The organism is Actinoplanes oryzae, assembly GCF_030757795.1.
Lineage (GTDB): Bacteria > Actinomycetota > Actinomycetes > Mycobacteriales > Micromonosporaceae > Actinoplanes.
Genome location: NZ_JAUQWH010000004.1, coordinates 79,345 through 100,766 on the forward strand (window position 1 = coordinate 79,345; position 21,422 = coordinate 100,766).

Annotated in this window: 24 protein-coding genes; 13 read left to right on the top strand and 11 right to left on the bottom strand. The window is 72.2% G+C overall.

Annotated elements, in window-relative coordinates:
• The first annotated feature begins 29 nt into the window (after positions 1–29).
• The 4 genes from RBH18_RS02895 to RBH18_RS02910 are packed head-to-tail and all read left to right on the top strand — an operon-like array spanning position 30 to position 3,719.
• Complete coding sequence (locus RBH18_RS02895) at positions 30–659, top strand: TetR/AcrR family transcriptional regulator (protein ID WP_306204275.1); 630 nt, start codon at positions 30–32, stop codon at positions 657–659.
• Positions 656–2,050, top strand: coding sequence for an aldehyde dehydrogenase family protein (locus RBH18_RS02900; protein ID WP_306204276.1), 1,395 nt, complete (start codon positions 656–658; stop codon positions 2,048–2,050). Before RBH18_RS02895 ends, RBH18_RS02900 begins: the two co-directional genes overlap by 4 nt.
• Positions 2,047–3,135 carry an alcohol dehydrogenase catalytic domain-containing protein gene (locus RBH18_RS02905; protein WP_306204277.1) on the top strand — a complete coding sequence of 363 codons (1,089 nt, stop codon included), beginning with the start codon at positions 2,047–2,049 and terminating at the stop codon, positions 3,133–3,135. Before RBH18_RS02900 ends, RBH18_RS02905 begins: the two co-directional genes overlap by 4 nt.
• A 38-nt stretch (positions 3,136–3,173) precedes the next feature.
• Positions 3,174–3,719, top strand: a complete 546-nt coding sequence (locus RBH18_RS02910) for a hypothetical protein (protein WP_306204278.1) — start codon at positions 3,174–3,176, stop codon at positions 3,717–3,719.
• Between the two features lie 398 nt (positions 3,720–4,117).
• On the opposite strand, the gene RBH18_RS02915 is transcribed toward RBH18_RS02910, so the two are convergent.
• Positions 4,118–4,678 (bottom strand): NADPH-dependent FMN reductase, encoded by a 561-nt coding sequence (locus RBH18_RS02915; protein WP_306204279.1) that lies wholly within the window; start codon positions 4,676–4,678, stop codon positions 4,118–4,120.
• Between the two features lie 90 nt (positions 4,679–4,768).
• On the opposite strand from RBH18_RS02915, the gene RBH18_RS02920 reads away from it, so the two are divergent.
• Genes RBH18_RS02920 through RBH18_RS02940 form a run of 5 tightly spaced genes read left to right on the top strand, consistent with a single transcriptional unit; the run spans position 4,769 to position 7,342 of the window.
• Positions 4,769–5,248, top strand: coding sequence for a MarR family winged helix-turn-helix transcriptional regulator (locus tag RBH18_RS02920; protein ID WP_306204280.1), 480 nt, complete (start codon positions 4,769–4,771; stop codon positions 5,246–5,248).
• Positions 5,238–5,864, top strand: a complete 627-nt coding sequence (locus RBH18_RS02925) for a DUF402 domain-containing protein (protein WP_306204281.1) — start codon at positions 5,238–5,240, stop codon at positions 5,862–5,864. Before RBH18_RS02920 ends, RBH18_RS02925 begins: the two co-directional genes overlap by 11 nt.
• Positions 5,865–5,894: 30 nt before the next feature.
• Positions 5,895–6,263 carry an ArsR/SmtB family transcription factor gene (locus RBH18_RS02930; RefSeq protein ID WP_306204282.1) on the top strand — a complete coding sequence of 123 codons (369 nt, stop codon included), beginning with the start codon at positions 5,895–5,897 and terminating at the stop codon, positions 6,261–6,263.
• Complete coding sequence (locus tag RBH18_RS02935) at positions 6,260–6,748, top strand: SRPBCC family protein (protein ID WP_306204283.1); 489 nt, start codon at positions 6,260–6,262, stop codon at positions 6,746–6,748. Before RBH18_RS02930 ends, RBH18_RS02935 begins: the two co-directional genes overlap by 4 nt.
• A 39-nt stretch (positions 6,749–6,787) precedes the next feature.
• Complete coding sequence (locus tag RBH18_RS02940) at positions 6,788–7,342, top strand: phosphoesterase PA-phosphatase (RefSeq protein WP_306204284.1); 555 nt, start codon at positions 6,788–6,790, stop codon at positions 7,340–7,342.
• A 211-nt stretch (positions 7,343–7,553) separates the two neighbouring features.
• Here RBH18_RS02940 and RBH18_RS02945 read toward each other — a convergent pair whose 3' ends face one another.
• The 3 genes from RBH18_RS02945 to glpX are packed head-to-tail and all read right to left on the bottom strand — an operon-like array spanning position 7,554 to position 10,465.
• Positions 7,554–8,855: an MFS transporter gene (locus RBH18_RS02945; protein ID WP_306204285.1), complete on the bottom strand. Its 1,302-nt coding sequence runs from the start codon at positions 8,853–8,855 to the stop codon at positions 7,554–7,556.
• A 42-nt stretch (positions 8,856–8,897) separates the two neighbouring features.
• Entirely contained in the window at positions 8,898–9,434 is a 537-nt protein-coding gene (locus RBH18_RS02950) for a hypothetical protein (protein WP_306204286.1), read from the bottom strand.
• 14 nt (positions 9,435–9,448) lie between these two features.
• A complete protein-coding gene (gene glpX, locus RBH18_RS02955) occupies positions 9,449–10,465 on the bottom strand; it encodes a class II fructose-bisphosphatase (protein ID WP_306204287.1) in 1,017 nt (338 codons plus the stop codon).
• A gap of 100 nt (positions 10,466–10,565) precedes the next feature.
• Here glpX and RBH18_RS02960 point away from each other — a divergent pair, with 100 nt between their 5' ends.
• Positions 10,566–11,105, top strand: a complete 540-nt coding sequence (locus tag RBH18_RS02960) for a DUF4245 domain-containing protein (RefSeq protein ID WP_306204288.1) — start codon at positions 10,566–10,568, stop codon at positions 11,103–11,105.
• Positions 11,106–11,184: 79 nt separating this feature from the next.
• Positions 11,185–12,012, top strand: coding sequence for a hypothetical protein (locus RBH18_RS02965; RefSeq protein WP_306204289.1), 828 nt, complete (start codon positions 11,185–11,187; stop codon positions 12,010–12,012).
• Here RBH18_RS02965 and RBH18_RS02970 read toward each other — a convergent pair.
• The 3 genes from RBH18_RS02970 to RBH18_RS02980 are packed head-to-tail and all read right to left on the bottom strand — an operon-like array spanning position 12,009 to position 14,007.
• Complete coding sequence (locus RBH18_RS02970) at positions 12,009–12,212, bottom strand: exodeoxyribonuclease VII small subunit (protein ID WP_306204290.1); 204 nt, start codon at positions 12,210–12,212, stop codon at positions 12,009–12,011. The genes RBH18_RS02965 and RBH18_RS02970 overlap by 4 nt on opposite strands.
• A complete protein-coding gene (gene xseA / locus RBH18_RS02975; protein WP_306204291.1) occupies positions 12,212–13,432 on the bottom strand; it encodes an exodeoxyribonuclease VII large subunit in 1,221 nt (406 codons plus the stop codon). Before xseA ends, RBH18_RS02970 begins: the two co-directional genes overlap by 1 nt.
• Before the next feature lie 23 nt (positions 13,433–13,455).
• Positions 13,456–14,007, bottom strand: a complete 552-nt coding sequence (locus RBH18_RS02980; RefSeq protein ID WP_306204292.1) for a hypothetical protein — start codon at positions 14,005–14,007, stop codon at positions 13,456–13,458.
• Between RBH18_RS02980 and RBH18_RS02985 the strand changes: the two genes are divergently transcribed.
• The gene (locus RBH18_RS02985; RefSeq protein WP_306204293.1) at positions 14,006–15,121 is read left to right on the top strand and encodes a 4-hydroxy-3-methylbut-2-enyl diphosphate reductase; all 1,116 of its coding nucleotides are present in this window, start codon (positions 14,006–14,008) and stop codon (positions 15,119–15,121) included. The genes RBH18_RS02980 and RBH18_RS02985 overlap by 2 nt on opposite strands.
• A 529-nt stretch (positions 15,122–15,650) precedes the next feature.
• Here RBH18_RS02985 and RBH18_RS02990 read toward each other — a convergent pair.
• On the bottom strand, positions 15,651–16,469 hold the full coding sequence (locus RBH18_RS02990; protein ID WP_306204294.1) for a hypothetical protein: 819 nt from the start codon (positions 16,467–16,469) through the stop codon (positions 15,651–15,653).
• Between the two features lie 54 nt (positions 16,470–16,523).
• On the opposite strand from RBH18_RS02990, the gene RBH18_RS02995 reads away from it, so the two are divergent.
• Positions 16,524–17,678: a DNA recombination protein RmuC gene (locus tag RBH18_RS02995; RefSeq protein ID WP_306204295.1), complete on the top strand. Its 1,155-nt coding sequence runs from the start codon at positions 16,524–16,526 to the stop codon at positions 17,676–17,678.
• Here the strand turns inward: RBH18_RS02995 and RBH18_RS03000 are convergent.
• From RBH18_RS03000 to valS, 3 genes are all read right to left on the bottom strand, one after another.
• Entirely contained in the window at positions 17,675–18,214 is a 540-nt protein-coding gene (locus RBH18_RS03000; protein ID WP_306204296.1) for a hypothetical protein, read from the bottom strand. The genes RBH18_RS02995 and RBH18_RS03000 overlap by 4 nt on opposite strands.
• A gap of 5 nt (positions 18,215–18,219) precedes the next feature.
• A complete protein-coding gene (locus tag RBH18_RS03005; RefSeq protein ID WP_306204297.1) occupies positions 18,220–18,801 on the bottom strand; it encodes a hypothetical protein in 582 nt (193 codons plus the stop codon).
• A gap of 76 nt (positions 18,802–18,877) precedes the next feature.
• On the bottom strand, positions 18,878–21,406 hold the full coding sequence (valS, locus tag RBH18_RS03010; RefSeq protein ID WP_306204298.1) for a valine--tRNA ligase: 2,529 nt from the start codon (positions 21,404–21,406) through the stop codon (positions 18,878–18,880).
• Positions 21,407–21,422: the final 16 nt, after the last annotated feature.

Genomic DNA, 21,422 nt, shown 5'->3' on the forward strand with positions numbered 1-21,422 from the left:
TCCCGAGTAAAGAGTTTCAGGAGCGTTAAATGGCCCGGCCGCGGCACACCCTGCTGACCCGCGAGCGCATCGTCGAGGCGGCGAGCGCGCTGGTGGACAGCGAGGGGCTGGAGGCCGTGTCGATGCGCCGGCTGGCCACCGAGCTGGGCGTCGCGGGGCCGTCGCTCTACAACCACTTCCCGACCAAGGGCGACATCCTCGACGCGGTCGCCGACGCCGTGGTCGCCCGCGTCGACGTCTCGTTCTTCGCGACCCACGACTGGGCCGACGCGCTGCGGCTGTGGGCGCACAGCTACCACGCGGAGCTCGCCGCCCACCCCCACATCGTGCCGGTGCTCGCCCACGGCCCGGGCCGGCGTCCCGCCGCGCTCGCGATGGCCGACACCGTCTACGGCGGCCTGATCCGCGCCGGCTGGCCGCCCGCCCGCGCGACCCACATCGGCGCGCTGATGCGCTATCTGGTCACCGGCGCCGCCCTGGGCTCCTTCGCCCGCGGCTTCGACGTCGACCCCGGCCTCTACGCCGGGCGCTACCCCCACCTCTCCGACGCGCACCTGCTGGCCGGGCACCAGCACAGCGTCGACGAGGGGGCCTTCGCGCTCGGCCTCGAAACGACGATCACCGGCCTCAGGGCAATCAAGGAGGGTGTGCTGCGATGAAGCGGGAGAAGTTGTACCTCGGCGGCCGCTGGGCGGAGCCGGACTCGGACGCGACGATCCCGGTGGAGAACCCGGCCACCGAGGAGGTCGTCGCCCACGTGCCGGCCGGCACCGCCGTCGATGTCGACCGCGCGGTGGCCGAGGCCCGGGCCGCCTTCCCCGGCTGGGCGGCCACCCCCCGCGCGGAGCGCGGAGCCGTACTCGGCAAGCTGCACGCGGCCCTCGCCGGCCGCGCGGACGAGATCGCCCGCACGGTCGGCCTCGAGCTGGGCGCGCCCCTCAAGATCGCGAAGGCGGTCCAGGCCGGACTGCCCCTCACGGTCCTCAAGGGGTACGCCGACCTGGCCGCGACGCCCGTGCCGGAGGAGACGATCGGGCACTCCCGCATCGAGCACGAGCCCGTCGGCGTGGTCGGCGCGATCACCCCGTGGAACTACCCGTTGCACCAGGTCGTCGCCAAGGTGGCCGCCGCCCTTGCCGCCGGGTGCACGGTCGTGCTCAAGCCCAGTGAGCTGACGCCCCTGACGGCGTACCTGCTCGTCGACGCGGCCGACGAGGCCGGGCTGCCCGACGGGGTCCTCAACCTCGTGACGGGCACCGGGGCCGAGGTGGGCGCCGCGATCGCCGGGCACCCGGACGTCGACATGGTGTCCTTCACGGGATCCACGGCCACCGGGCGGGCGATCTCGCACGCCGCCGCGGACCGGATCGCCCGGGTCGCCCTGGAGCTGGGCGGCAAGTCGGCGAACGTGGTCCTGGCGGACGCCGACCTCGCCAAGGCGGTGAAGGTGGGCGTCGCGAACGCATTCCTCAACTCCGGGCAGACGTGCACGGCGCTGACCCGGATGCTCGTCGACCGGTCGCTCTATCCGGCCGCCGTCGACCTGGCGGCGCAGGCCGCGGCGGCCTATCGGACGGGCGACCCGTTCGATCCGGCGACGCGGCTGGGACCCCTGGTGTCCGCCGCCCAGCGGGAGCGGGTGCGCGGGTTCATCTCGCGGGCGGACGCGCGCCTGGTGCACACCTCCGAGGAGCTGCCGGAGCGGGGCTATTTCGTCCCGGCCACGGTCTTCGCCGACGTCGACCCGGACAGCGAGCTGGCCCAGGAGGAGATCTTCGGGCCGGTGCTGTCGATCATCCCGGTGGACGGCGAGGACCACGCGGTCGAGATCGCCAACCATTCCCGGTACGGGCTGGCGGGCGCCGTCTGGGGACCACCCGACCGGGCCCTGGCCGTCGCGCGGCGGCTGCGCACCGGAGCGGTCGACGTCAACGGGGCGGCGTTCAACCCGTTCGCGCCGTTCGGCGGCTACAAGCAGTCCGGCGTCGGGCGCGAGCTCGGGGCGTACGGGCTGGCGGAGTTCCAGCAGACGAAGGCGATCCAGCTGTGACGGCGTACGTGCGGGCGCTCGTGGCGCGGGAACCCGGCACCCCGCCGGCGGTCGAGGAGATCCACCTGCCCGAGGTCGGCCCCGGACAGGTGCGGGTACGCATCCGCGCCGCCGGCGTGTGCCACAGCGACCTGTCCATGGTCAACGGCACCCTCGCCCCGCCCCACCCGCTGGTCCTCGGCCACGAGGCCGCCGGCGAGGTCGCCGAGGTGGGCACGGGCGTCACCCGGGTCGCGGTGGGCGACCGCGTCGCGCTCAACTGGGCGCCGCCGTGCCGCGAATGCTGGTTCTGCACGCACGGCGAGCCCTGGCTGTGCCCGACCGCCAACGTGGCGGCGCTCGAGAACGGCGCCACGCTGGACGGCGACCCGGTGTACGTGACGCTGGGGCTGGGCGCGTTCGCCGAGCAGGTCGTCGTGCCGGCCCAGGCGGTGATCCCCGTACCGGCGGCCCTGGACTTCGGCGCGGCAGCGCTGCTCGGATGCTCCGTCCTCACCGGCACGGGCGCCGTCCGCAGCACGGCCCACGTGGCGCCGGAGCAGTCCGTGCTGGTCATCGGCCTGGGCGGCGTCGGCCTGTCCGTGGTCGCCGCCGCCCGGGCCGCCGGCGCCTCCCCGGTGATCGCCGTCGACGTGTCCCCGGCCAAGAAGGACCTCGCCGCCGAGGCCGGCGCGACCGATTTCGTGGTCGCCGGCGAGACCCTGTCCAAGGACGTCCGCGCCCTGACCGGAGGCCGCGGCGCCGACCACGCGTTCGAGTGCGTGGGCCGCGCGGCGACCATCCGCTCGGCGTGGCGGGCCACCCGCCGCGGCGGCCAGGTCACGGTCGTCGGCATGGGCCGCGGCGACGACATGCTGCAGCTGAGCGCGCTGGACATCTTCTCGTCGGCGCGGACGCTGCGATCGTCGGTCTACGGCTCGTCCGACCCGGACGTGGAGCTGCCCGTCCTGGCCCGGGAGGTGGTGGCGGGCGAGCTGCGCCTCGGCCACCTGATCACCGACCGCATCGGTTTGGCGGACATCCCGGCGGCGTTCGACCGCATGTCCCGCGGCGAGGGCGCCCGGTCGGTGGTGCTGTTCGGCTAGCCTTCCGAGGTTCCGTCCCGGCGTGCGAAGATCGTCCGATGTCGCTGAGTGCGCTGCCGGCCCGGCCGCCCCTGCGCCCCGTGGAGCTGGTCGAGGTCGACCGGTCGCACAGGTCGGTGCTCGAGAACCTCGGCCAGCTGTTCCGGCACGATCTGTCCGAGTCGTACGGGCTGCTGCCCAACGACGACGGCACCTTCAACAACCGGCCGCTGGACAAGTTCCTGGCCGGGGAGGACCCGGACCGGCGGGCCTTCCTGATCAAGGTGGCGGGGCGCCTGGGCGGATTCGTCCTGACCATGGCGGCGGAGGGTGGCGGCACGGCGATCGACGGCTTCTTCGTCGTCCGGGCCCTGCGGCGCAGCGGCGTCGGCCGGGAGGCGGCGTTGCGGACGATCGCGCTCTTCCCGGGCCGGTGGTGGATCGGCTTCCAGCGGTACAACCCGGGCGTGGAAGCGTTCTGGTCCGACGTCGCCGCCGCCGCGGCGATCGGCGAGTGGCAGATGCACGATCTCCTGCCGGCGCCGCAGGACCGGCCACCGGACACGGTCGTCGTCTTCCACTCCGCGACACCGCCCCCGCACTGACCCGCGTCATCCCCGCGCCCGGGTCGCTCGCGTGTGGCCGCGCGTCGCCCTCGTGGCCGCGTCGCTTTCCCCGCGCGGGCAATCTCAGCCGTCACGGGTGTCCGCAGCCCGCCGCACCGCTGTTGCGGAGCACCAGCCCTGCGTCGCACGCATCCACGTCCTGCCCACCGAGCCGCGCCGCGCCGCGCGCAACAACTATGCAATAGCAGTGCTCGTGAGCCGAACCTGCCGCGCGACACCTACCGAGCAGCAACTACCCGGCAACAGCAAACCGGCGCGGGTCAGCCCACGCCGGTTCGTGGTCGGCAAGGCGCGAGCCGCCAGCGGCACTCTGCCTGCACGCCGACGGCTCGCGGGTCGACGACCGGGGCCTCACCGAGACCCGGGTCGAGCCGAGATCAGGCCTGGCGCAGCGGCGCGAGGGCCTTGCTCCACGCGACGGTCTGGTCCAGCACCGTGGTGAGCGCGGCGGCCTGGTGGTCACCCGGGGTGAACTGGCTGTAGTTCACGAAGTCGGTGGCCAGCGACAGCGTCACGGCGGCGCGGACGTCCGCCATCATCAGCTCGCCGACGATGAGGCGCAGGGTCTCGATGGCGCGGGCGCCACCGACCGAGCCGTAGCCGACGAAGCCGACGGCCTTGTTGTTCCACTCGGCGAAGAGGAAGTCGATCGCGTTCTTCAGGGCGCCCGAGGTGGCGTGGTTGTACTCCGGGGTGACGAAGATGTAGCCGTCGAACTCGGCGATCTTGGCGGCCCAGGCCTGGGTGTGCGGCTGCGAGTACTGCGCCATCGACGCCGGGATGGCCTCGTCGAGGTGCGGCAGCTTGTAGTCGAGCAGGTCGACCAGCTCGAACTCCGCGTCGGTGCGCTGCGAGGCGAGCTCGTGGACCCACTTGGCAACAGCCTCGCCGTTGCGGCCCGGGCGAGTGCTGCCGATGATGATGCCGATCTTCGTCATGACGCGGAGCTCCAGGGATATGCGGGTTAATTTGCTTCGTCAAGGAAATACTCTGTCGTCGCCTGGTGTCAAGGCCGTAGGATCTTTGTCATGCCCCCCACACCCCTCACCGGTCCCGAGCTCGCGGTCATGCACGCGTTCGGCCGGCTGATGGTGGTCATGCCCAAGATGCTCGACGCCGACCTGCAGCGCACCCAGCGCATGTCGCTGAGTGAGTACCAGACGTTGCGGCACCTCTCCGAGGCGCCGGGCGGCGTCGTGCGCATGAGCGAGCTCGCCCACCGCTGCGACATGTCGCTCAGCGGGATGACGCGCCTGGTCAGCAAGCTGGAGTCGCTCGGCTACCTGACTCGCCGGCGCTGCGAGTCGGACGGGCGTGGTTTCGACGTCGAGCTCACCGAGGCGGGGCTCGCGCGGTTACGGCAGGCGTGGCCTGACCACCTGGAAAGCGTACGGCGGCGCATCTTCGACCACCTCGGCCCGCTGGACCTGGGTGATCTGCTGAAGGCCCTGGAGGGCATGAACGGATCGGGCGGCCAGGCATGTCACAGTGCCCCCTGTGACGAGTGATGCACCTTTTGCCCCCGGCACCCCGATCGTCCGCCGCTTCCTGCACCCGGACGGCCGCATAGCGGCAGCCTCCGCCGCCTACGTCATCGCCGACGACGAGCGCGGCCTGCTGCTCTGGAGCGACATCGGCTCGGCCGTCATGCGCCGCACGACCCTGTCCGGTACGCCGACCCGCGACCTCCCGATCAGCGAAGAGCTCGGGATGACCACGATGCTCTCGCCCACAGTCCGGGAGCACGTCAAGTCGCTGTTGTTCCTGCCTCGCGACGCCGCGCACGCCGTGTCGTGGAGCTGGCGGGCCGACGGCGCCTTCGCCGGCTGGTACGTGAACCTGGAGACGCCCGCCCAGCGCTGGCCCGGCGGCGTCGACTCGTCCGACCAGGTCCTCGACCTGCTGGTGACGCCGGACCGCGAGTGGCACTGGAAGGACGAGGAAGACCTCGTGGCGGCGTACCCCCGCGCGCAAGCGGCCTTGATCCGCGCCGAGGGTGAGCGGGTCACAAAGCTTGTCGACGCCGCGGAGTTCCCCTTCAACGGCGCCTGGCTCGACTTCACCAGCGAGCTCGGCCCGGCTCCCCTGCCTCCCACCTGGGACGTCCCGGCGAACCGTCCTTGACGTATTCCTTTATGGGTATACGATTGTCGCATGGCACGAGCAGCGACGACGACGGACGCGTTCAACGCGGTGGCGGAGCCTCGCCGGCGGCAGATCCTCGACCTTCTGATGGCGGGCGAGCGGCCCGTGGGCGAGCTGGTCGAGTTGCTCGGCCTCGCCCAGCCGCAGGTCAGCAAGCACCTGCGAGTGCTGCGCGAGGTCGACCTCGTGCGGGTGCGCGACGAGGGGCGCCAGCGGCTCTACCGGGTGCACGCCGCGCCCCTGCAACCGCTGCACGCCTGGCTGAGCCGCTACGAAGCGGCCTGGAACGACCGGTTCGATCTCCTGGAAGACGTCCTCGACGACCTGATCACGGGCGACACCACGGACGACCAGCGAAGCACCGAGGGGGAAGCATGACCACGACGACCAAGGGCACGGCGAAGGTCACCACGCCGGCGGCCCACCAGATCCTCATCACCCGCGAGTTCAGCGCGCCCGCCGCCCTCGTCTGGCGGGCCTACACGACACCCGAGCTGATCAAACGCTGGTGGGCGGGGCAGCGCGGCACCGTGACCAGCGCGGACGTCGACCTGCGCGTCGGCGGCCGCTGGCGCTACGTGATGGACGCGGGCGGTCACGAGGTCGCGTTCCGCGGCGAGTACAGGGAGATCGACGAGCCGGCGCGGCTGGTCAACACCGAAATCTACGAGGGCCTCCCGGACCCGGACGACCACGCGTCGGTGGTCACGGTCACCTTCACGGAGCAGGACGGGCAGACCGCCGTCCGGATGCTGTGCGAGTACCGCGACCAGGCCGACCGCGACGCCGTCCTCGAGTCGGGCATGGAAGGCGGCATGCAGGAGTCGCTGGACGCCCTCGACGAGGTCGCCGCCGGCCTTTGAGATCATGGGGCGGTGCTGTGGGACCGTACCGCCCGGATCGTGACCGAGATTCTGGCCCCGGCCGTGCTGGTCGCCACGCTGATGCTGCTGGTGGGCTGGCACGCCGGGGCCGCGCCGGGCGTGTCCCGGTGGTGGGGCCTGCCGGGCGCGCTGTTCGCAGCGGGCCTCCCGATGGTGTACGTCCTCCGGGGCGTCCGCCGCGGCAAACTGACCAACCACCACATCCCCGAGCGCGAGCACCGCATGGTCCCGCTGCTGGTCGGCATCGCCTCGGTGGCGATCGGCCTTGGTGCCTTGCTGGTGCTGGGCGCCCCGCGCGACGTGGTCGCCCTGCTGGCCGCCGGCGGCACGGGGTTGCTGGTCTACACCGCCGTGACCCGCTGGTGGAAGATGTCGATCCACGCCGGCGTCGCCGCCGGGACCAGCGCCACACTGGTCGCCCTGTACGGCCCGCTGTTGCTGCTCACGGTCCCGCTGGTCGTGCTGGCGGGCTGGGCCCGCGTCCGCCTCTCGGCCCACACGACGGCTCAGGTCGTCGCCGGAGCCCTGGTCGGCGCGGTCATCGCGGGCTCGGTGTTCCCCGCCCTACGCTGACGGGCCGTTTGGCCTTTGTTGTTGCAAGCGCGTGGCAACTGCAGTGCTTGCGGTGAGCGCGGCACTTGCTATGCGCGGTACTTGCCGCGGCTCGGCACTTGCCATGCGGCACTCGCCGCGAGCTGGGCACTTACCAGGCGGCACTTGTCGCCAGCTCGGTACTTGCCAGGCGGCGGCTCTTGCGTGAGCGCGGCACTTGCCGTGGGCGCCGCTATTGCAGGACCGGTGTTTCCTGGTCGGCGTCGGCAGGTTGTTGCACACGCATGGCAACTGCCACCAGCGCCACGCTGAGCAGGGCGGTGCAGAGGAACGGTCCGGCTCCCGTCAACAGCCCGGTCACTGCGAGAGTCGCGCTCGTCCCGATCGTCTCGGAGATGCTCTTGGCCGCCGTGTGGAAGCCCTGCTGCCCCGGCTCCGACCAGCCGAGCACGAGCGCGCTGATCCGCGGATACATCGTGCCCATGCCCGCCCCGGCAACGAACCAGCCCACCACAGCCACGGCGAGCGGCAGACGGGCGACCACGGTCAGCAGCACCACGCCCGCGCCGACGGCAAGGAGCACCGCACCGGCCCGTACGGCCAGGCCCGCGTCCAGCCGGTCCCCCAGCCGGCCCTGCATCATCGACGCCCCCGCCCACGCCACCGCACCGACGGTGAGCGTGATGCCGGACAACCACGGCGGCAGCCCGTACCTCTCCTGCAACAACAGCGGCAGGTACACGTCCGTACCGATGAAGACCCCACCGGCAAAGGCGGGAAGCGCCACGGCAGCGGGCAGCCCCCGGCGCAGCCGGAAGGTGCCGCCGGGAACGAGCGGACGCAGCGCAATCAGCGTGACCACGAGCGCGACCGGCATCCAGTACCAGCTGACCGCCCCCATCGCGACGACACTGACGGCCGCCACCGCCGCGGTCGCGAGCCGCCGCCCGTCGAACGGCCCCGGCTCGCCCGTGGTGTGCCCGGCCAGCGCCGGCAGGATCAGCACGGTGGCAACAACCACCAGCGCGACCACGCCGAGAAAGACCCACCGCCACCCCACCGCGTCGGCGACGAGCCCGGCGACGAACGGCCCGATCAGCGACGGCAGCACCCACGCGGTCGAGAACGCCCCGAAGACCTTGAGGTGCAGGTCCGCCGGATAGACGCGCGCCACCAGCACGTACAGGACAACGGTGTGACCGCCCGCGCCGAGCCCCTGCACCAGCCGCCCGGCGATGAACGCGGGCATCGATGTCGCCGTGCCCGCGATGACCAGGCCGAGCGCGAACACCGCGACAGCCGTCAGCAGCGGAACCGCGGGCCCGCGCCGGTCGGACCAGCCGCCGAAGCCCACCATGCCGATCACGCCGGTGGCGAGCGCGGAGGAGAAGGCGAGCGCGTACTGCCCGCGCCCACCCAGCTCCGCGGTCACCTGCGGCATGACCGTGGTGACGGCCAGCGACTCGAAGGCGGCCAGGAAGACGAGGCTCCACGCCCCGGCTGTGGTCAACGTGTACGGCCGCCGCAAGATCATGGCAGCACGCTAAAACCTCGAGCGCACTTGAGGTCAAATCGCTCAGTCGCGCTGGGTCAGTCCGCTCACCAGCGCCGTCGCGCCCGAGATCGCGCCCATCCGGACACCCAGGGCGCGGTAGGGGTGCGGGTGGCCCTTCCGCTCGAGCCGCGCCAGCCACCGGCGCTCCAGGAAGCGGCGGCCGACGATCGCGCCGCCGGAGATCGCGAACGCCAGCCCGGTGGCAACGAGCTTGCGCTTGTCGACGGCGGGCTCGTCGGCGATCTTCAGGTCGGCGGCCGCGCGGGCGTCGGCGAGCTCCTGCCGGGCGGCGTTGCCCCGCAGGCCGGCGTCGGTGTGCAGCACGGCTTCCTGCAGGTCGGCGGCCTCGTCGAGCCAGCCTTCGTCCGGCGAGCGCTCCGCCGCCGGCTTGGCGGCGGTGATGCTGGTCCCGACCAGGGCGGCGGCGGCCAGGCCGGCCACCGCGCCGGCGCGCACCAGCCGGCGCCGGCTCGGCGACAGCCCGCCGGCGCCGACCCAGATCCCGGTCAGCACGCCCTGGGTCACGGCCGTCGAGGCGGTTCGCACGTAGAAGTTCATGCGACGACCCTATTTCAGGCCGGCAGGTGCCCGTCGAAGTCGATCGACGAGTAGAGCTTCAGCTTCTCCAGCCGGTGGTAGGAGTCGATCACCCGGATCGTGCCCGACTTGGACCGCATCACGATCGACTGGGTGTGCGCGCCGCCGGAGCGGTAGCGGACGCCCTTGAGCAGGTCGCCCGAGGTGACGCCGGTGGCGACGAAGAAGCAGTTGTCGCCGGTGACCAGGTCGTCGGTGGTGAGGACGCGGTCGAGGTCGTGGCCGCCGCCGACGGCCTTCTCACGCTCGGCGTCGTCGCGGGGCCAGAGCTTGGCCTGGATCTCGCCGCCGAGGCACTTGATCGCGCAGGCGGCGGTGATGCCCTCCGGGGTGCCGCCGATGCCCATGAGCACGTCGACGTCGGACTCGGGGCGGGCGGCGGAGATGGCCCCGGCGATGTCGCCGTCGGCGATGAACTTGATGTTCGCGCCCGCCGCGCGTACCTCGTCGACCAGGCCGCGGTGCCGCGGCCGGTCCAGGATGCAGACGGTCACGTCGGAGACATCGGAGCGCTTGGCGCGGGCGATGCGGCGCAGGTTCTCGGTGGCGCCGGCGTTGATGTCGATCACATCGGCGCAGTCCGGGCCGACCGCGATCTTCTCCATGTAGAAGACGGCGCTGGGGTCGAACATGGCGCCCCGCTCGGCGACCGCGAGCACGGCGACGGCGCCGGGCATGCCCTTGCTCATCAGGGTGGTGCCGTCGACCGGGTCGACCGCCACGTCCACCTCGGGGCCGGTGCCGTCGCCGACGCGTTCGCCGTTGAAGAGCATGGGCGCCTCGTCCTTCTCGCCCTCGCCGATCACGACGACGCCGCGCATCTGGATCGAGTTGATCAGTTTGCGCATGGCGTCCACCGCGGCGCCGTCGCCTCCGTTCTTGTCGCCGCGGCCGACCCAGCGGCCGGCGGCCATGGCGGCCGCCTCGGTGACGCGGACGAGGTCGAGGGCGATGTTGCGGTCGAGGTCCTGGGGGTTGGCGGAGACGGGCACGGGGGCCTCCTCGCGACGGTGCGGGGCTGGTGGTTGTCCCGATCCTCACATGTCCGACCGGCGAAGTCGCTGGGGAAGCGACATGGGTAACAATGGTGAGGTGTCCAGCACCGAAGCCCCTGCCCTCGGCAAACGGGGCGAGCGCCGCCCGCGCGACATGGCGTTGTCCCTGGCTGTCCTGCTCGTCCCCATCGCGCTGGGCATCTTCATCTACCAGTTCTTCCTCGACGGCAACAAGCCGGTGAGCTATGACGCCCAGCCGACGCTGGAGACGGCCCGCGCGGCGGCGTTGTTCCCGGTCAGCGAGCCGCAGGGGCTGGGCGACGACTGGCACGTGCAGAGCGCGACGTTCAAGCGGGAGGGCACGGCCGGCACGCTGCGCCTCGGCTATTCCGATCCGGACGCCAACCCCGTCCTGCTGGTGGAGAGCAACGTCGCCACGGCGAGCTTGATCCCGGCCGAGCTGGGCGACAACCCCAAAGCCACCGGCACCGTACGGGTGGGAGCGCGCGCGTGGCAGCAGTATGACGGCCGCCCGGGCGAGACGGCGCTGGTGCTCCTGGAAAAGGGGCGCACGATGCTGATCGTGGGCTCGACCAAGTCCGACGAGCTGGAGGAGTTCGCCGCCGCCCTGCCGTGACGGGCACGGGGCAGCGCGCCGCAGGGGTCATCCTCTACGCTCCCGCAGTCTGTTTCGCACTGCGTTCGGAGCACCCCTCATGAATCGTCGGCTCGTCGCCGTCCTCGTTCCCGTCGTCGCCCTCGGGCTGACCGCCTGCACCGGCAACGATCCCAAGACGGAGCTGCAGGAGTCGACCTCCGGGCTCCAGGCCGGCAACTACAGCTTCTCGGTGGCCATGCCCGGCGGCAGCAGCGCCAAGAGCGTCGTGCACAAGCCCAGCCACACCGCTTCGATCGACTACGTGTCGAAGACCGCGGACGGCGACGCCACGGTCAACCTGCGCTTCGTCGAGCCGGACCGGTTCATGAAGCTGACGGCCGACATGGGCGACTCCGCCAAGCAGCTGCAGGCCATGCAGGCCGCGGGCGCCGGCGCCAACCCGGCCGACACCAAGCTGGTCCAGGGCCTGCAGGCGATGGTGGACATGTTCAGCGGGAAGACCTGGATGAAGGTCGACATGAGCAAGGTCACCGAGAACGCGGAGCTGAAGGTCGACTTCGCGAACCCGGACCTGACCGGCGTCTCCGACCTGCTCAAGACGGCGGCCACCGCGGAGCGCAAGGACGACGTCATCACCGGCAAGCTCGACGTCACGGCCGCCGGTGACGACACCCACCTGCTCGGCAAGAGCGCCTTCGCGGGTGTCGACGCGACGGCCGGCAAGTCCGTGCCCTACGAGGCGACGCTCGACGACGACGGCCGCCTCACCAAGCTGGTGCTGGACATGCCGAAGACCAGCGAGGCCGAGGCCGGCAAGTGGACCGTCGAGGTGTCGCAGTACGGCAGCGCCGCGCAGCAGGAGGCACCGCCGGCCGACCAGGTGCAGGAGGCGCCCGACTCGGCGTACGAGATGCTGAACTCCTAGCCGTCGCCGCGGGCGGCGCGTGCGGTCTCGATGCGGTCGCGCGCGCCGTCCAGCCAGGTCTGGCAGACGTCCGCCAGCTTCTCGCCGCGCTCCCACAGCGCGAGGCTCTCCTCCAGCGAGGCCCCGCCCTGCTCGAGCTTCTCGACGACCGTGGCCAGCTCGGCGCGGGCCTGTTCGTAGCTCAGCTTCTCGTCGCTCATCAGCCCTCCCGGACCTCCGTGTGCAGTTCACCTTCGGCCAGCCGCACGCGCAGCTGGTCACCTAGGCCCACTTCCGCGGCGCTGCGGACCACGTGACCGTCCGCGCGCTGCACGATCGCGTAACCGCGCTCGAGAGTGGCCGCGGGGGACAACGCCCGCAGCCGGGCCAGGGTGTGCCGCAACTCGTCGTCGGCACGGCGTACCCGATGGTCGAGGCTGCGGGTCGCCCGGTCCCGCAGCGCACCCACCTCGGCCGACCGCTGGTCGATCAATGTCTCCGGCCGGGCCAGGACCGGGCGGGACCGCCACGCCTCCAGCCGGTGGGTCTCCCGGTCGATGTGCGTGAGCACAGCCCGGTCCAGCCGCCGCCGGGCGTGCTCGATCAGCCGGCTCTCCTCCTCCAGGTCCGGCACGATCCGCTTGGCGGCGTCGGTCGGCGTCGAGGCGCGCAGGTCGGCGACGTAGTCGAGCAGCGGCGCGTCCGTCTCGTGGCCGATCGCGCTGACCACGGGCGTGCGGCAGCCGAAGACAGCCCGGCACAGCGCCTCGTCGGAGAACGGCAGCAGGTCCTCGACGCTGCCCCCGCCGCGCGCGATGACGATGACATCCACGCCCTCGTCGTTGTCGAGCACCTTGAGCGCGTCGATGATCTGCGGCACGGCGGTAGGCCCCTGCACCGGCACATTGATCACGCGGAAGTCGACACCGGGCCAGCGGCGGCGGGTGTTCATCAACACATCGCGCTCGGCCGCGGACGCCCGGCCGGTGATCAGCCCGATCCGCTGCGGCAGGAACGGCAGGCGCCGCTTCCGCTCGCGCGCGAAGAGCCCCTCGGCCGACAGCAGCTTCTTGACCTGCTCCAGCCGGGCCAGCAGCTCGCCGAGGCCCACCTGCCGGATCTCGTCGGCACGCAGGCTCAGCGATCCGCGCGCCGGGTAGTACTCCGGCTTGGCGTGCAAGGTGACCCGCGCGCCCTCCGCCAGGTTCGGCGCGCCCGCGTCGAGCACGTCGCGGTGCGCGGTCACGGTGAGGCTGAGGTCGGCGGAGGGGTCGCGCAAGGTCAGGAAGACCACACTGGCGCCGGGGCGCCGGCTGATCTGCGCCACCTGCCCGTCGACCCAGACCCATCCCAGCCGGGCCACCCAGGCGCCGACCTTCTGGCTGACCACGCGGACGGGCCAGGGCGCGTCGGCGGTCGACTTCGGCTCGGGCTCGGTCACCCGCCTACCCTACGGGCGGCGCCTCAGCGGGTCGGGTGGTGGTGCGCGCCACGCTGCCGCGTGTCCTGCTGGGTCGCGCGCTGCAGCAGCGAGACAGCGAGCAGCGCCACGAGCCCTAGGAAGCCCCAGAACAGCAGGTCGGCGAGGAAATGCTGGCTGTCCACGTGCCACCGGCTGCCCACGTCGCGGGCGACGAGCGTGAACGGGTAGCCGTGCCGCTCGTCGAACGCGCTCATGCAGCAGACGGTGTTGTTGCGCGGCAAGGCGCTGAGCACGACGCCGGCGATGAGCACGGCGGCCCCGGCGGCGTACCCGGGAATGCCGGGTCTGGGGTCGAACCAGCCGAGCGCGACCAGCAGCGCGCCACCCACCAGCAACACCGCGTGAAAGAGCAGGTAGGCGCCGTCCGGCGTCGCGTCGGAGCGGTCGATCTCGACGATCAGGTTGAGGATGCCGATCGCGACGGAGAACCAGCCGACGATGAGCCGCAGCGCCGCGCCGAAGGAGCCCCACAGGCCGGGAGCCTCTTCCTCCTCCTCGTCGAGGGCGGGATCCACGTTGCCGACGGCGCTCATGGCCCGAGTATCACCCGCAACCGCCCCCTTACGGGCCAAAACGCCCTTCTCGTGCCTTCGGCCGGAGGTTGCTGTGGTACAGGTCGCAGCCGGGCGACATGCGGCGCGGGGTGCGTACCATTGCCGGGTGACCTCGAATGCCGCTGCCCCCGTCCGCAAGCGTGTGCTCCTCGCGAAGCCGCGGGGCTACTGTGCCGGCGTCGACCGCGCGGTGCAGACCGTCGAGGAGGCGCTCAAGCTCTACGGCGCCCCGGTCTACGTGCGCAAGCAGATCGTGCACAACAAGCACGTCGTGAGCACGCTCGAGGCCCGCGGCGCGATCTTCGTCGAGGAGAATTTCGAGGTGCCCGAGGGCGCGACCGTGGTCTTCTCGGCCCACGGCGTGGCGCCCGAGGTGCACGAGCAGGCCCGCGAGCGCAACCTCAAGGCGATCGACGCGACCTGCCCGCTGGTCACCAAGGTCCACCACGAGGCGAAGCGGTTCGCCAAGGAGGACTACGACATCCTGCTCATCGGTCACGAGGGCCACGAGGAGGTCATCGGCACGGCGGGCGAGGCCCCGGCGCACATCCAGCTGGTCGACGGCCCCGACGACGTGGACAACGTCGTGGTGCGCGACCCGTCGAAGGTGGTCTGGCTCTCCCAGACGACGCTGTCCGTGGACGAGACCATGGAGACCGTCGCCCGGCTCAAGACCCGCCTGCCGCTGCTGCAGTCGCCGCCCAGCGACGACATCTGCTACGCCACGTCCAACCGGCAGCACGTGGTCAAGGAGATCGCGCCGGAGTGCGACGTGGTCATCGTGGTCGGCTCGGCCAACAGCTCCAATTCCGTACGCCTCGTCGAGGTCGCCCTCGGCGCCGGCGCGCGGGCCGGGCACCTGGTCGACTACGCCGCCGAGATCCGGGACGAGTGGCTCGAGGGCGCGACGACCGTCGGGGTGAGCTCGGGGGCCAGCGTGCCCGACGAGCTGGTCATGGAGGTCCTGGCGCACCTGGCCGACCGCGGCTTCGGCGAGGTCACCGAGTTCACGACCGCCGAGGAGCGGCTGACCTTCTCGCTGCCCCAGGAGCTGCGGCGCGACATGCGGGCCGCGGCGGCCGCGCAGGGCTGACCCTTCTCAGCGGGGGCTCGGTGCCGGCCGGCTCGCCTGCCTCTTTCCGCGGCACCTGGCCGCACCACGTAGCGCGGTCCTGATGGCGCTGCACGTCCCATCGCTACCTCCCCCGTTCGCCTGCCTGCTTTCCTGTACGCGCGGGCGCGCGCCTTCGCTGTCTGCCCGGCGTCGTGGCGGCCCCCGGGCCGGGCTGCCGTCCCGCCTTCCCGCGCGTCCGCGAGTCGTGCGCGCTCCTTCGTTGTCTGCCCGGCGTCGCGGCGGCCCCGGCCGGGCTGCGCTGTCCCGTCTTCCCGCGCGTCCGCGAGTCGTGAGGGTGCCCGCGGGCCGGCCTTGCACGCTGCAGGTTGCCCGCGGGTGCCGGAAGCGTAGCGACCGTACCTGGGGTCCGGCGGGTTATCCACAGTTCGCGGTTGTCCACAGGCCGGGCGCCGCCCGGAGGCCGAAAAACATACGGTTCCCCCGACTCCGAAGAACGGGGGAACCGCTGATGTCCTGCTCTACTCGTGCCCCGGGCGGGCCGGTCGGCTCAGAAGTCGCCGCCGAAATCTCCGCCGCCACCGAAATCTCCGCCGCCGCCCCAGTCGCCGCCGCCGAAGTCGCCGCCACCGCCGCCGAAGTCACCGGCCTGGTTGCCGCCGAAGTCGCCGCCCGGATCCCCGCCGAAGTCGTTGCCGCCGAAGTCACCGGCGGCGTCCTGGAAGCCGTCCTGATAGCCGTCGCCGTAACCCACGTCGCCGAAGGCCGGCGAGAAGAGCGCGTCGAAGAGCAGCATGCCGCCGAGCACGCCGGCGCCCGCGCCGAGCGCCGTCTTCCACACCGGCGTCGAATACCAGCCGGCCGGCACCGGGCGGCCCTGCACGCGCCCACCGGGGTAGTAGTAGGGCATGTCCGGACGCGGCTGCGGCCCGGCCTTGTAGTGCTGGCCCTGGACCGTGACCTCGCGCTCCTTGGTCAGCTGGCCGGCGCCCTGTGCTCCGGTGAGGGCGGGCAGCTCGGGACCCGGGTCCAGGCCCATGGCGGTGCGGGCGGCCCGGATGTAGGCGAGCCCCTCGAGCGCCGACTCGCGGGCCAGCTCGAACTGCCGGACCGTCTTCGCCTGCTGCAGCTGGCCGCCGGCCGCGTTGTAGCGCTCGCCGGCGTCGGCCAGGGCCTGACGGGCCGCGGGGTCGTCGCCGTGCAGGTTCATGACCTGGCCGCCCAGCCGCTCGTACCAGCGCTGGGCGTCGGCCCGGGCGTCGTCGAGGCGCTGCTGCTCGCGCGCCGCGCCGCCGCGACGGGCCACCACCACCATCCCGACGACGGCGACCAGCAGCACGAGGACGACCAGCAGCAGAAACACGCTCATGTATCCGACGGTACCCGCGCCGGGAAAGTCGTACCCCTCTGGCAAGCTCGCAGAGTGACCTTCTCGACGCTGGCGGTCGTGCTCCTCTGTCTGGCGGTCGGCGCCGCCCTGGGCTGGCTCGCGGCGCGGTTGCGCGCCGCCGCCGACATCGCCCGGCTGGAGGCGACGGTGCAGGCGCGGCGCGAGGGTGAGCAGCAGATGGAGCAGTCGCTGCGCGCGCTTTCGTACGAGTCCACGGCCCAGTCGCAGGAGGCGGTCGCGCGGGCCGTGGCGCCGCTGCACGACGCCCTGCGCCGCTACGAGGAGCGGGTCGCCGAGCTGGAGCGCGACCGCGTCGACTCCTACGCGGAGCTGCGCGAGCAGGTGCGCGCCATGGGGCTGGTCTCGGGCGAGCTGCGCACCGAGACCAAACAGCTGGTCGCGGCCCTGCGAGCCCCGCAGGTGCGGGGCCGGTGGGGCGAGCACCAGCTCCGGCGCATCGTCGAGGCGGCGGGCCTGCTGGAGCACTGCGACTTCGCCGAGCAGGTGACGTCGGTCAACGATCGGCAGGTCGTGCGGCCCGACATGGTGGTGCGGCTGCACGGCGGGCGGTCGGTGGTCGTGGACGCGAAGGCGCCCTTCGACGCGTACCTGTCGGCGATGGAGGCCCGTGACGAGCGCACCCGCGACGGGCATCTCGACCAGCACGCCCGGGTCCTGCGCGGGCACGTCGACGCGCTGGCGGCCAAGGCCTACTGGACGGCGTTCGACCAGAGCCCCGAGTTCGTGGTGCTCTTCGTGCCCGCCGACCCGTTCCTCGACGCCGCCCTGCAGCGCGACCCGAGTCTCATGGAGCACGCGTTCACCCGCAACGTCGTGCTCGCCACCCCGGCGACGCTGATCGCGCTGCTGCGCACGGTCGCCTACTCGTGGCGGCAGGAGGCGCTGGCCCGCAACGCGCTGGCGGTGCACGGCCTGGCCCGCGAGCTGTACGGGCGGCTGGCCACGCTGGGCGACCACGTGGGCAAGCTGGGCTCGTCGCTGGGCGGGGCGGTGACGGCGTACAACCGGGCTGTGGGGTCGCTGGAGTCCCGGGTGCTGGTCAGTGCCCGCAAGCTGGCCGAGATGGGCGTCTCCGACGAGGAGCTGGCCGCTCCGGCCCAGGTCGAGATCACCCCGCGCCAGCCGCAGGCGCCCGAGCTGCTCGACGACCCGAAGCTGCCGTTCTAGCCCAGGTGACGCGACAGCTCCCGGCGCAGGGCGCGGGGGCCGGGCCAGACCTGGGTCAGGTCGGCGGTGAAGGCGGTGCTGCCGTCCGGCTCCTGCAGGAGCGCGGGCCAGCCCTCGTCCTCCTCGGAGACGGGGTGGACGCGGTCCAGGTCCACCGGCGTGACGTCGAGCACCATCCGGAAGCCGTCGCGGCGGATGACGGCGTGGTCGATGTCCTGCCAGGCGAGCAGGACCGGGTCGCTGCCCTGCGCGGCCAGCTCCAGGCCGGCCGACGACGAGCGCACCCAGGTCCGCAGCGACGAGCGGGCGGTCACGCCGTAGATGCCGGAGGTGATCACGGCGATCGCCAGCCCCTCCAGCACTGTCTCCCACCACGACTCGGCGGGAGCCCCCAGCAACCAGGCCACAAGCGGCGATACAGCGACGTAGGAGACCAGGAGGGCGGCGAAGATGACCGCGCACGTCCGCAACGGGTGCGAGCGGAACAGCACGGCGTCCTGCGCGGGCGCCTCGACCTCCTCCGGCGGGATGGACATGGCTCCTATGCTGCCGTGTCCGCGGGCCGCGCAGGTCCTTCTTGGCGAAGGTAGGCGCGGTAGCGGCGCACCTGGTTCCACTGATAGGCGGCGAAGAGCGTGAACAGGACAGCGGAGACCAGCCGGAAGACGAGCCCGTCCCAGTCCCTGTCGGCTATGTCCTCGGCGGCCAGGTACACGTCGAGGGCGGCCACGAGGGCGAAGACCGCCGTCAGCCAGCGGGTCCGGATGACGCGGGCGGCGCTCTGCCGGATGATCGCGTCGACGCGGGGGTCGTCCGTGCGCCCGTTCCGCAGCGCGCGGGCCACCTCACGCTGGGACGACCGGTCGAGGCCGGACACCAGTTCGGGATTGGCGAGACGCCTCCGGACGACCAGCATCATGGCTGCCGCGCCGGCGGCGATCAGCACCAGGCCGACGCCGATGAAGATCCATCCCCGGGTGCCGGCCGAACCGTCCATGGCCACGCCGAAGGCGAGAACGACCGTTGCCGCGGCGATCGCCGGTACCAGCAGCAGGAGGCGGATGCGCTTCGCCGCGCGCTCGCGTAGCTCGGCTCTGTCCGGGATCGGGTCGGTGCCGGTCATGGGGAGCCCCCGTCCACGTGCGGCAAGCGGTGCCCGGGACGTACCCCGGGCACCGCTCGGCTACACATTGGACGGTTCAGAAGCCGCAGACGATGACCAGCTCGGGGGTGCGGTCGGGCAGCATGTCGAGCTTCCCGATGCGGCCGGCCGCCTTGACGTCGCCTTCCACCGAGGCGAGCCGGTCGAGCAGCACCGCCGGGCCGAGCGCCTCGGCCAGCGGCACCTCCGCCTTCATCGACAGCTTGCGGTCCGACTTGGCCTTGCGGATCTGGCGCAGCGCCTCGCCCGCCAGGTCGAGCAGCGTGGCGTCACCGTCGGGGGCGACGCGGGTGAGCTCGTAGCGGGTCGGCCACGTCGACTGGTGCACCGAGCCGTAACGCCACCACGACCAGATCTCCTCGGTGGCGAAGGGCAGGAACGGCGCGAAGAGCCGCAGCAGCACCGACAACCCCGCCGCGAGCGAGGCGCGGGCCGAGTCGCCCGCCGGGCCCGGGGCGTAGGCACGATCCTTGACCAGCTCGATGTAGTCGTCGCAGAACGTCCAGAAGAACGACTCCGTGGCGGCGAGGGCGGTCGTGTGGTCGTAGGCGTCGAAGGCCTGCGTCGCCTCCTCGACCACGGTGGCCAGCCGGGCCAGCATCGCCCTGTCCAGCGCCGCGGTCACCGGCTTGCGCAGGGCGTCCGCCGCGCCGAGGCCCAGCGCGAAGCGGGACGCGTTGAGCAGCTTGGTGGCGAGCCGCCGGCCGACCTTGATCTGCGACGGGTCGAAGGCCAGGTCGGCGCCGGGGCGGCCGTTCGCCGCCCAGTAGCGGACCGCGTCCGAACCGCTCTGCTCCAGCAGCGCGGTCGGGGTGACGACGTTGCCCTTGGACTTGGACATCTTCTTGTGGTCCGGGTCCAGGATCCAGCCGGACTGCACGGTGGTGCGCCACGGCAGCGTGTCGTGCTCGAAGTTCGAGCGGACCACCGTGTAGAAGAGCCAGGTCCGGATGATCTCCTGGCCCTGCGGGCGCAGGTCCATGGGGAAGACGCGCCGGAACAGGTCCTCGTCCTCGCCCCAGCCGCCGACGATCTGCGGGGTCAGCGACGACGTCGCCCACGTGTCCATGACGTCCGGGTCGGCGGTGAAGCCACCGGGCACGTCACGCTGCGACTCGTCGAAGCCGGGCGGACACTCCGACGCCGGATCGACCGGCAGCTCCGAAACGTCCGGTATGAGAAGCTGGCCGTAGTCCGGCTCGCCAGCGTCGTCGAGCCGGTACCAGACCGGGAACGGCACGCCGAAGAAGCGCTGCCGGCTGATCAGCCAGTCGCCGGTCAGGCCGCCGACCCAGTGCTCGTAGCGGTGCCGCATGTGCTCGGGCACCCATTGCAGGGCCCGGCCGCGCCTGAGCAGCTCCTCGCGCAGCGCGGTGTCGCGCCCGCCGTTGCGCAGGAACCACTGCCGGCTGGTGACGATCTCCAGCGGCGAGTCGCCCCGCTCGTAGAACTTCACCGGGTGGTTGATCGGCCGCGGCTTGCCGAGCAGGTCGCCCGTCTCGGTCAGGATGCGGACGATCTCGCGCCGGGCGGCGTTGACCGTCAGGCCCGCGAACTGCTGGTAGGCGGCCTCGGGGACGCCGGCCGGCCGGTCGGGCAGGAAGCGGCCGTCGCGCCCGAGCACCACGCGCGTGTCCAGCTGCAGGTCACGCCACCACACCACGTCGGTCAGGTCGCCGAAGGTGCAGACCATGGCGATGCCGGTGCCCTTGTCGGGGTCGGCGAGCGGGTGGGCGTACACGGGAACTTCGACGTCGAAGAAGGGCGTGCGGACGGTAGTGCCCACCAGCGGGTTGTCCTCGGCGCAGACCAGCGCGACGCAGGCCGGGAGCAGCTCGGGCCGGGTCGTGTCGACCTCGACCGGCCCGTCCGGGCCATGAAAGCGCAGCCGGTGGTACGCGCCCGGCCGCTCGCGATCCTCGATCTCGGCCTGCGCGACGGCCGTGCGGAAGCCGACGTCCCAGAGCGTCGGCGCCTCCGACTGGTACGCCTCCCCGCGCGCGAGATTGTCCAGAAAGGCGCGCTGCGACACGGCCTGCGCCCGCCGCCCGATGGTCGTGTAGGTCATGCGCCAGTCGACGGACAGCCCGAGCCGCCGCCACACCGCCTCGAACGCCTTCTCGTCCTCGGCGGTCAGCCGGTTGCACAGCTCGACGAAGTTGCGCCGCGACAGGCCGACCGCCGGCTTGGGCGGCTTCGCCGGCGGCTGCCACTGCGGGTCGTAGGGCAGGGACGGGTCACAGTAGACGCCGTAGACGTTCTGGACCCGGCGCTCGGTAGGCAGGCCGTTGTCGTCCCAGCCCATGGGGTAGAAGACGGCCTTGCCCCGCATCCGCTGGAAGCGCGCGACGGTGTCGGTGTGGGTGTACGAGTAGACGTGCCCGATGTGCAGCTCCCCCGATACGGTGGGCGGAGGCGTGTCGATCGCGTACACGTCCGCGCGCTCCTTCGAGCGGTCGAACGCATACGTTCCTTCCTCCTGCCAGTGGCGCGCCCACTTCTCCTCGAGCCCGTCCAGGGACGGCCGCTCGGGGAGACCGCGCGCGAACTTCTCCGTGTCGGTCATCCCGCGACAGTAGAGC

Excerpts from the sequence above, each read along its gene's own strand:
- valS (WP_306204298.1), bottom strand. The coding sequence starts at position 21,406 with ATGACCGACACGGAGAAGTTCGCGCGCGGTCTCCCCGAGCGGCCGTCC.
- RBH18_RS02900 (WP_306204276.1), top strand. The coding sequence starts at position 656 with ATGAAGCGGGAGAAGTTGTACCTCGGCGGCCGCTGGGCGGAGCCGGAC.
- RBH18_RS02950 (WP_306204286.1), bottom strand. The coding sequence starts at position 9,434 with ATGAACTTCTACGTGCGAACCGCCTCGACGGCCGTGACCCAGGGCGTG.
- RBH18_RS02920 (WP_306204280.1), top strand. The coding sequence starts at position 4,769 with ATGCCCCCCACACCCCTCACCGGTCCCGAGCTCGCGGTCATGCACGCG.
- RBH18_RS03000 (WP_306204296.1), bottom strand. The coding sequence starts at position 18,214 with ATGTCCATCCCGCCGGAGGAGGTCGAGGCGCCCGCGCAGGACGCCGTG.
- RBH18_RS02980 (WP_306204292.1), bottom strand. The coding sequence starts at position 14,007 with ATGAGCGCCGTCGGCAACGTGGATCCCGCCCTCGACGAGGAGGAGGAA.
- RBH18_RS02915 (WP_306204279.1), bottom strand. The coding sequence starts at position 4,678 with ATGACGAAGATCGGCATCATCATCGGCAGCACTCGCCCGGGCCGCAAC.
- RBH18_RS03005 (WP_306204297.1), bottom strand. The coding sequence starts at position 18,801 with ATGACCGGCACCGACCCGATCCCGGACAGAGCCGAGCTACGCGAGCGC.
- RBH18_RS02985 (WP_306204293.1), top strand. The coding sequence starts at position 14,006 with ATGGCCCGAGTATCACCCGCAACCGCCCCCTTACGGGCCAAAACGCCC.
- RBH18_RS02965 (WP_306204289.1), top strand. The coding sequence starts at position 11,185 with ATGAATCGTCGGCTCGTCGCCGTCCTCGTTCCCGTCGTCGCCCTCGGG.
- RBH18_RS02935 (WP_306204283.1), top strand. The coding sequence starts at position 6,260 with ATGACCACGACGACCAAGGGCACGGCGAAGGTCACCACGCCGGCGGCC.
- RBH18_RS02945 (WP_306204285.1), bottom strand. The coding sequence starts at position 8,855 with ATGATCTTGCGGCGGCCGTACACGTTGACCACAGCCGGGGCGTGGAGC.
- RBH18_RS02930 (WP_306204282.1), top strand. The coding sequence starts at position 5,895 with ATGGCACGAGCAGCGACGACGACGGACGCGTTCAACGCGGTGGCGGAG.
- RBH18_RS02970 (WP_306204290.1), bottom strand. The coding sequence starts at position 12,212 with ATGAGCGACGAGAAGCTGAGCTACGAACAGGCCCGCGCCGAGCTGGCC.
- RBH18_RS02895 (WP_306204275.1), top strand. The coding sequence starts at position 30 with ATGGCCCGGCCGCGGCACACCCTGCTGACCCGCGAGCGCATCGTCGAG.
- RBH18_RS02910 (WP_306204278.1), top strand. The coding sequence starts at position 3,174 with ATGTCGCTGAGTGCGCTGCCGGCCCGGCCGCCCCTGCGCCCCGTGGAG.
- RBH18_RS02990 (WP_306204294.1), bottom strand. The coding sequence starts at position 16,469 with ATGAGCGTGTTTCTGCTGCTGGTCGTCCTCGTGCTGCTGGTCGCCGTC.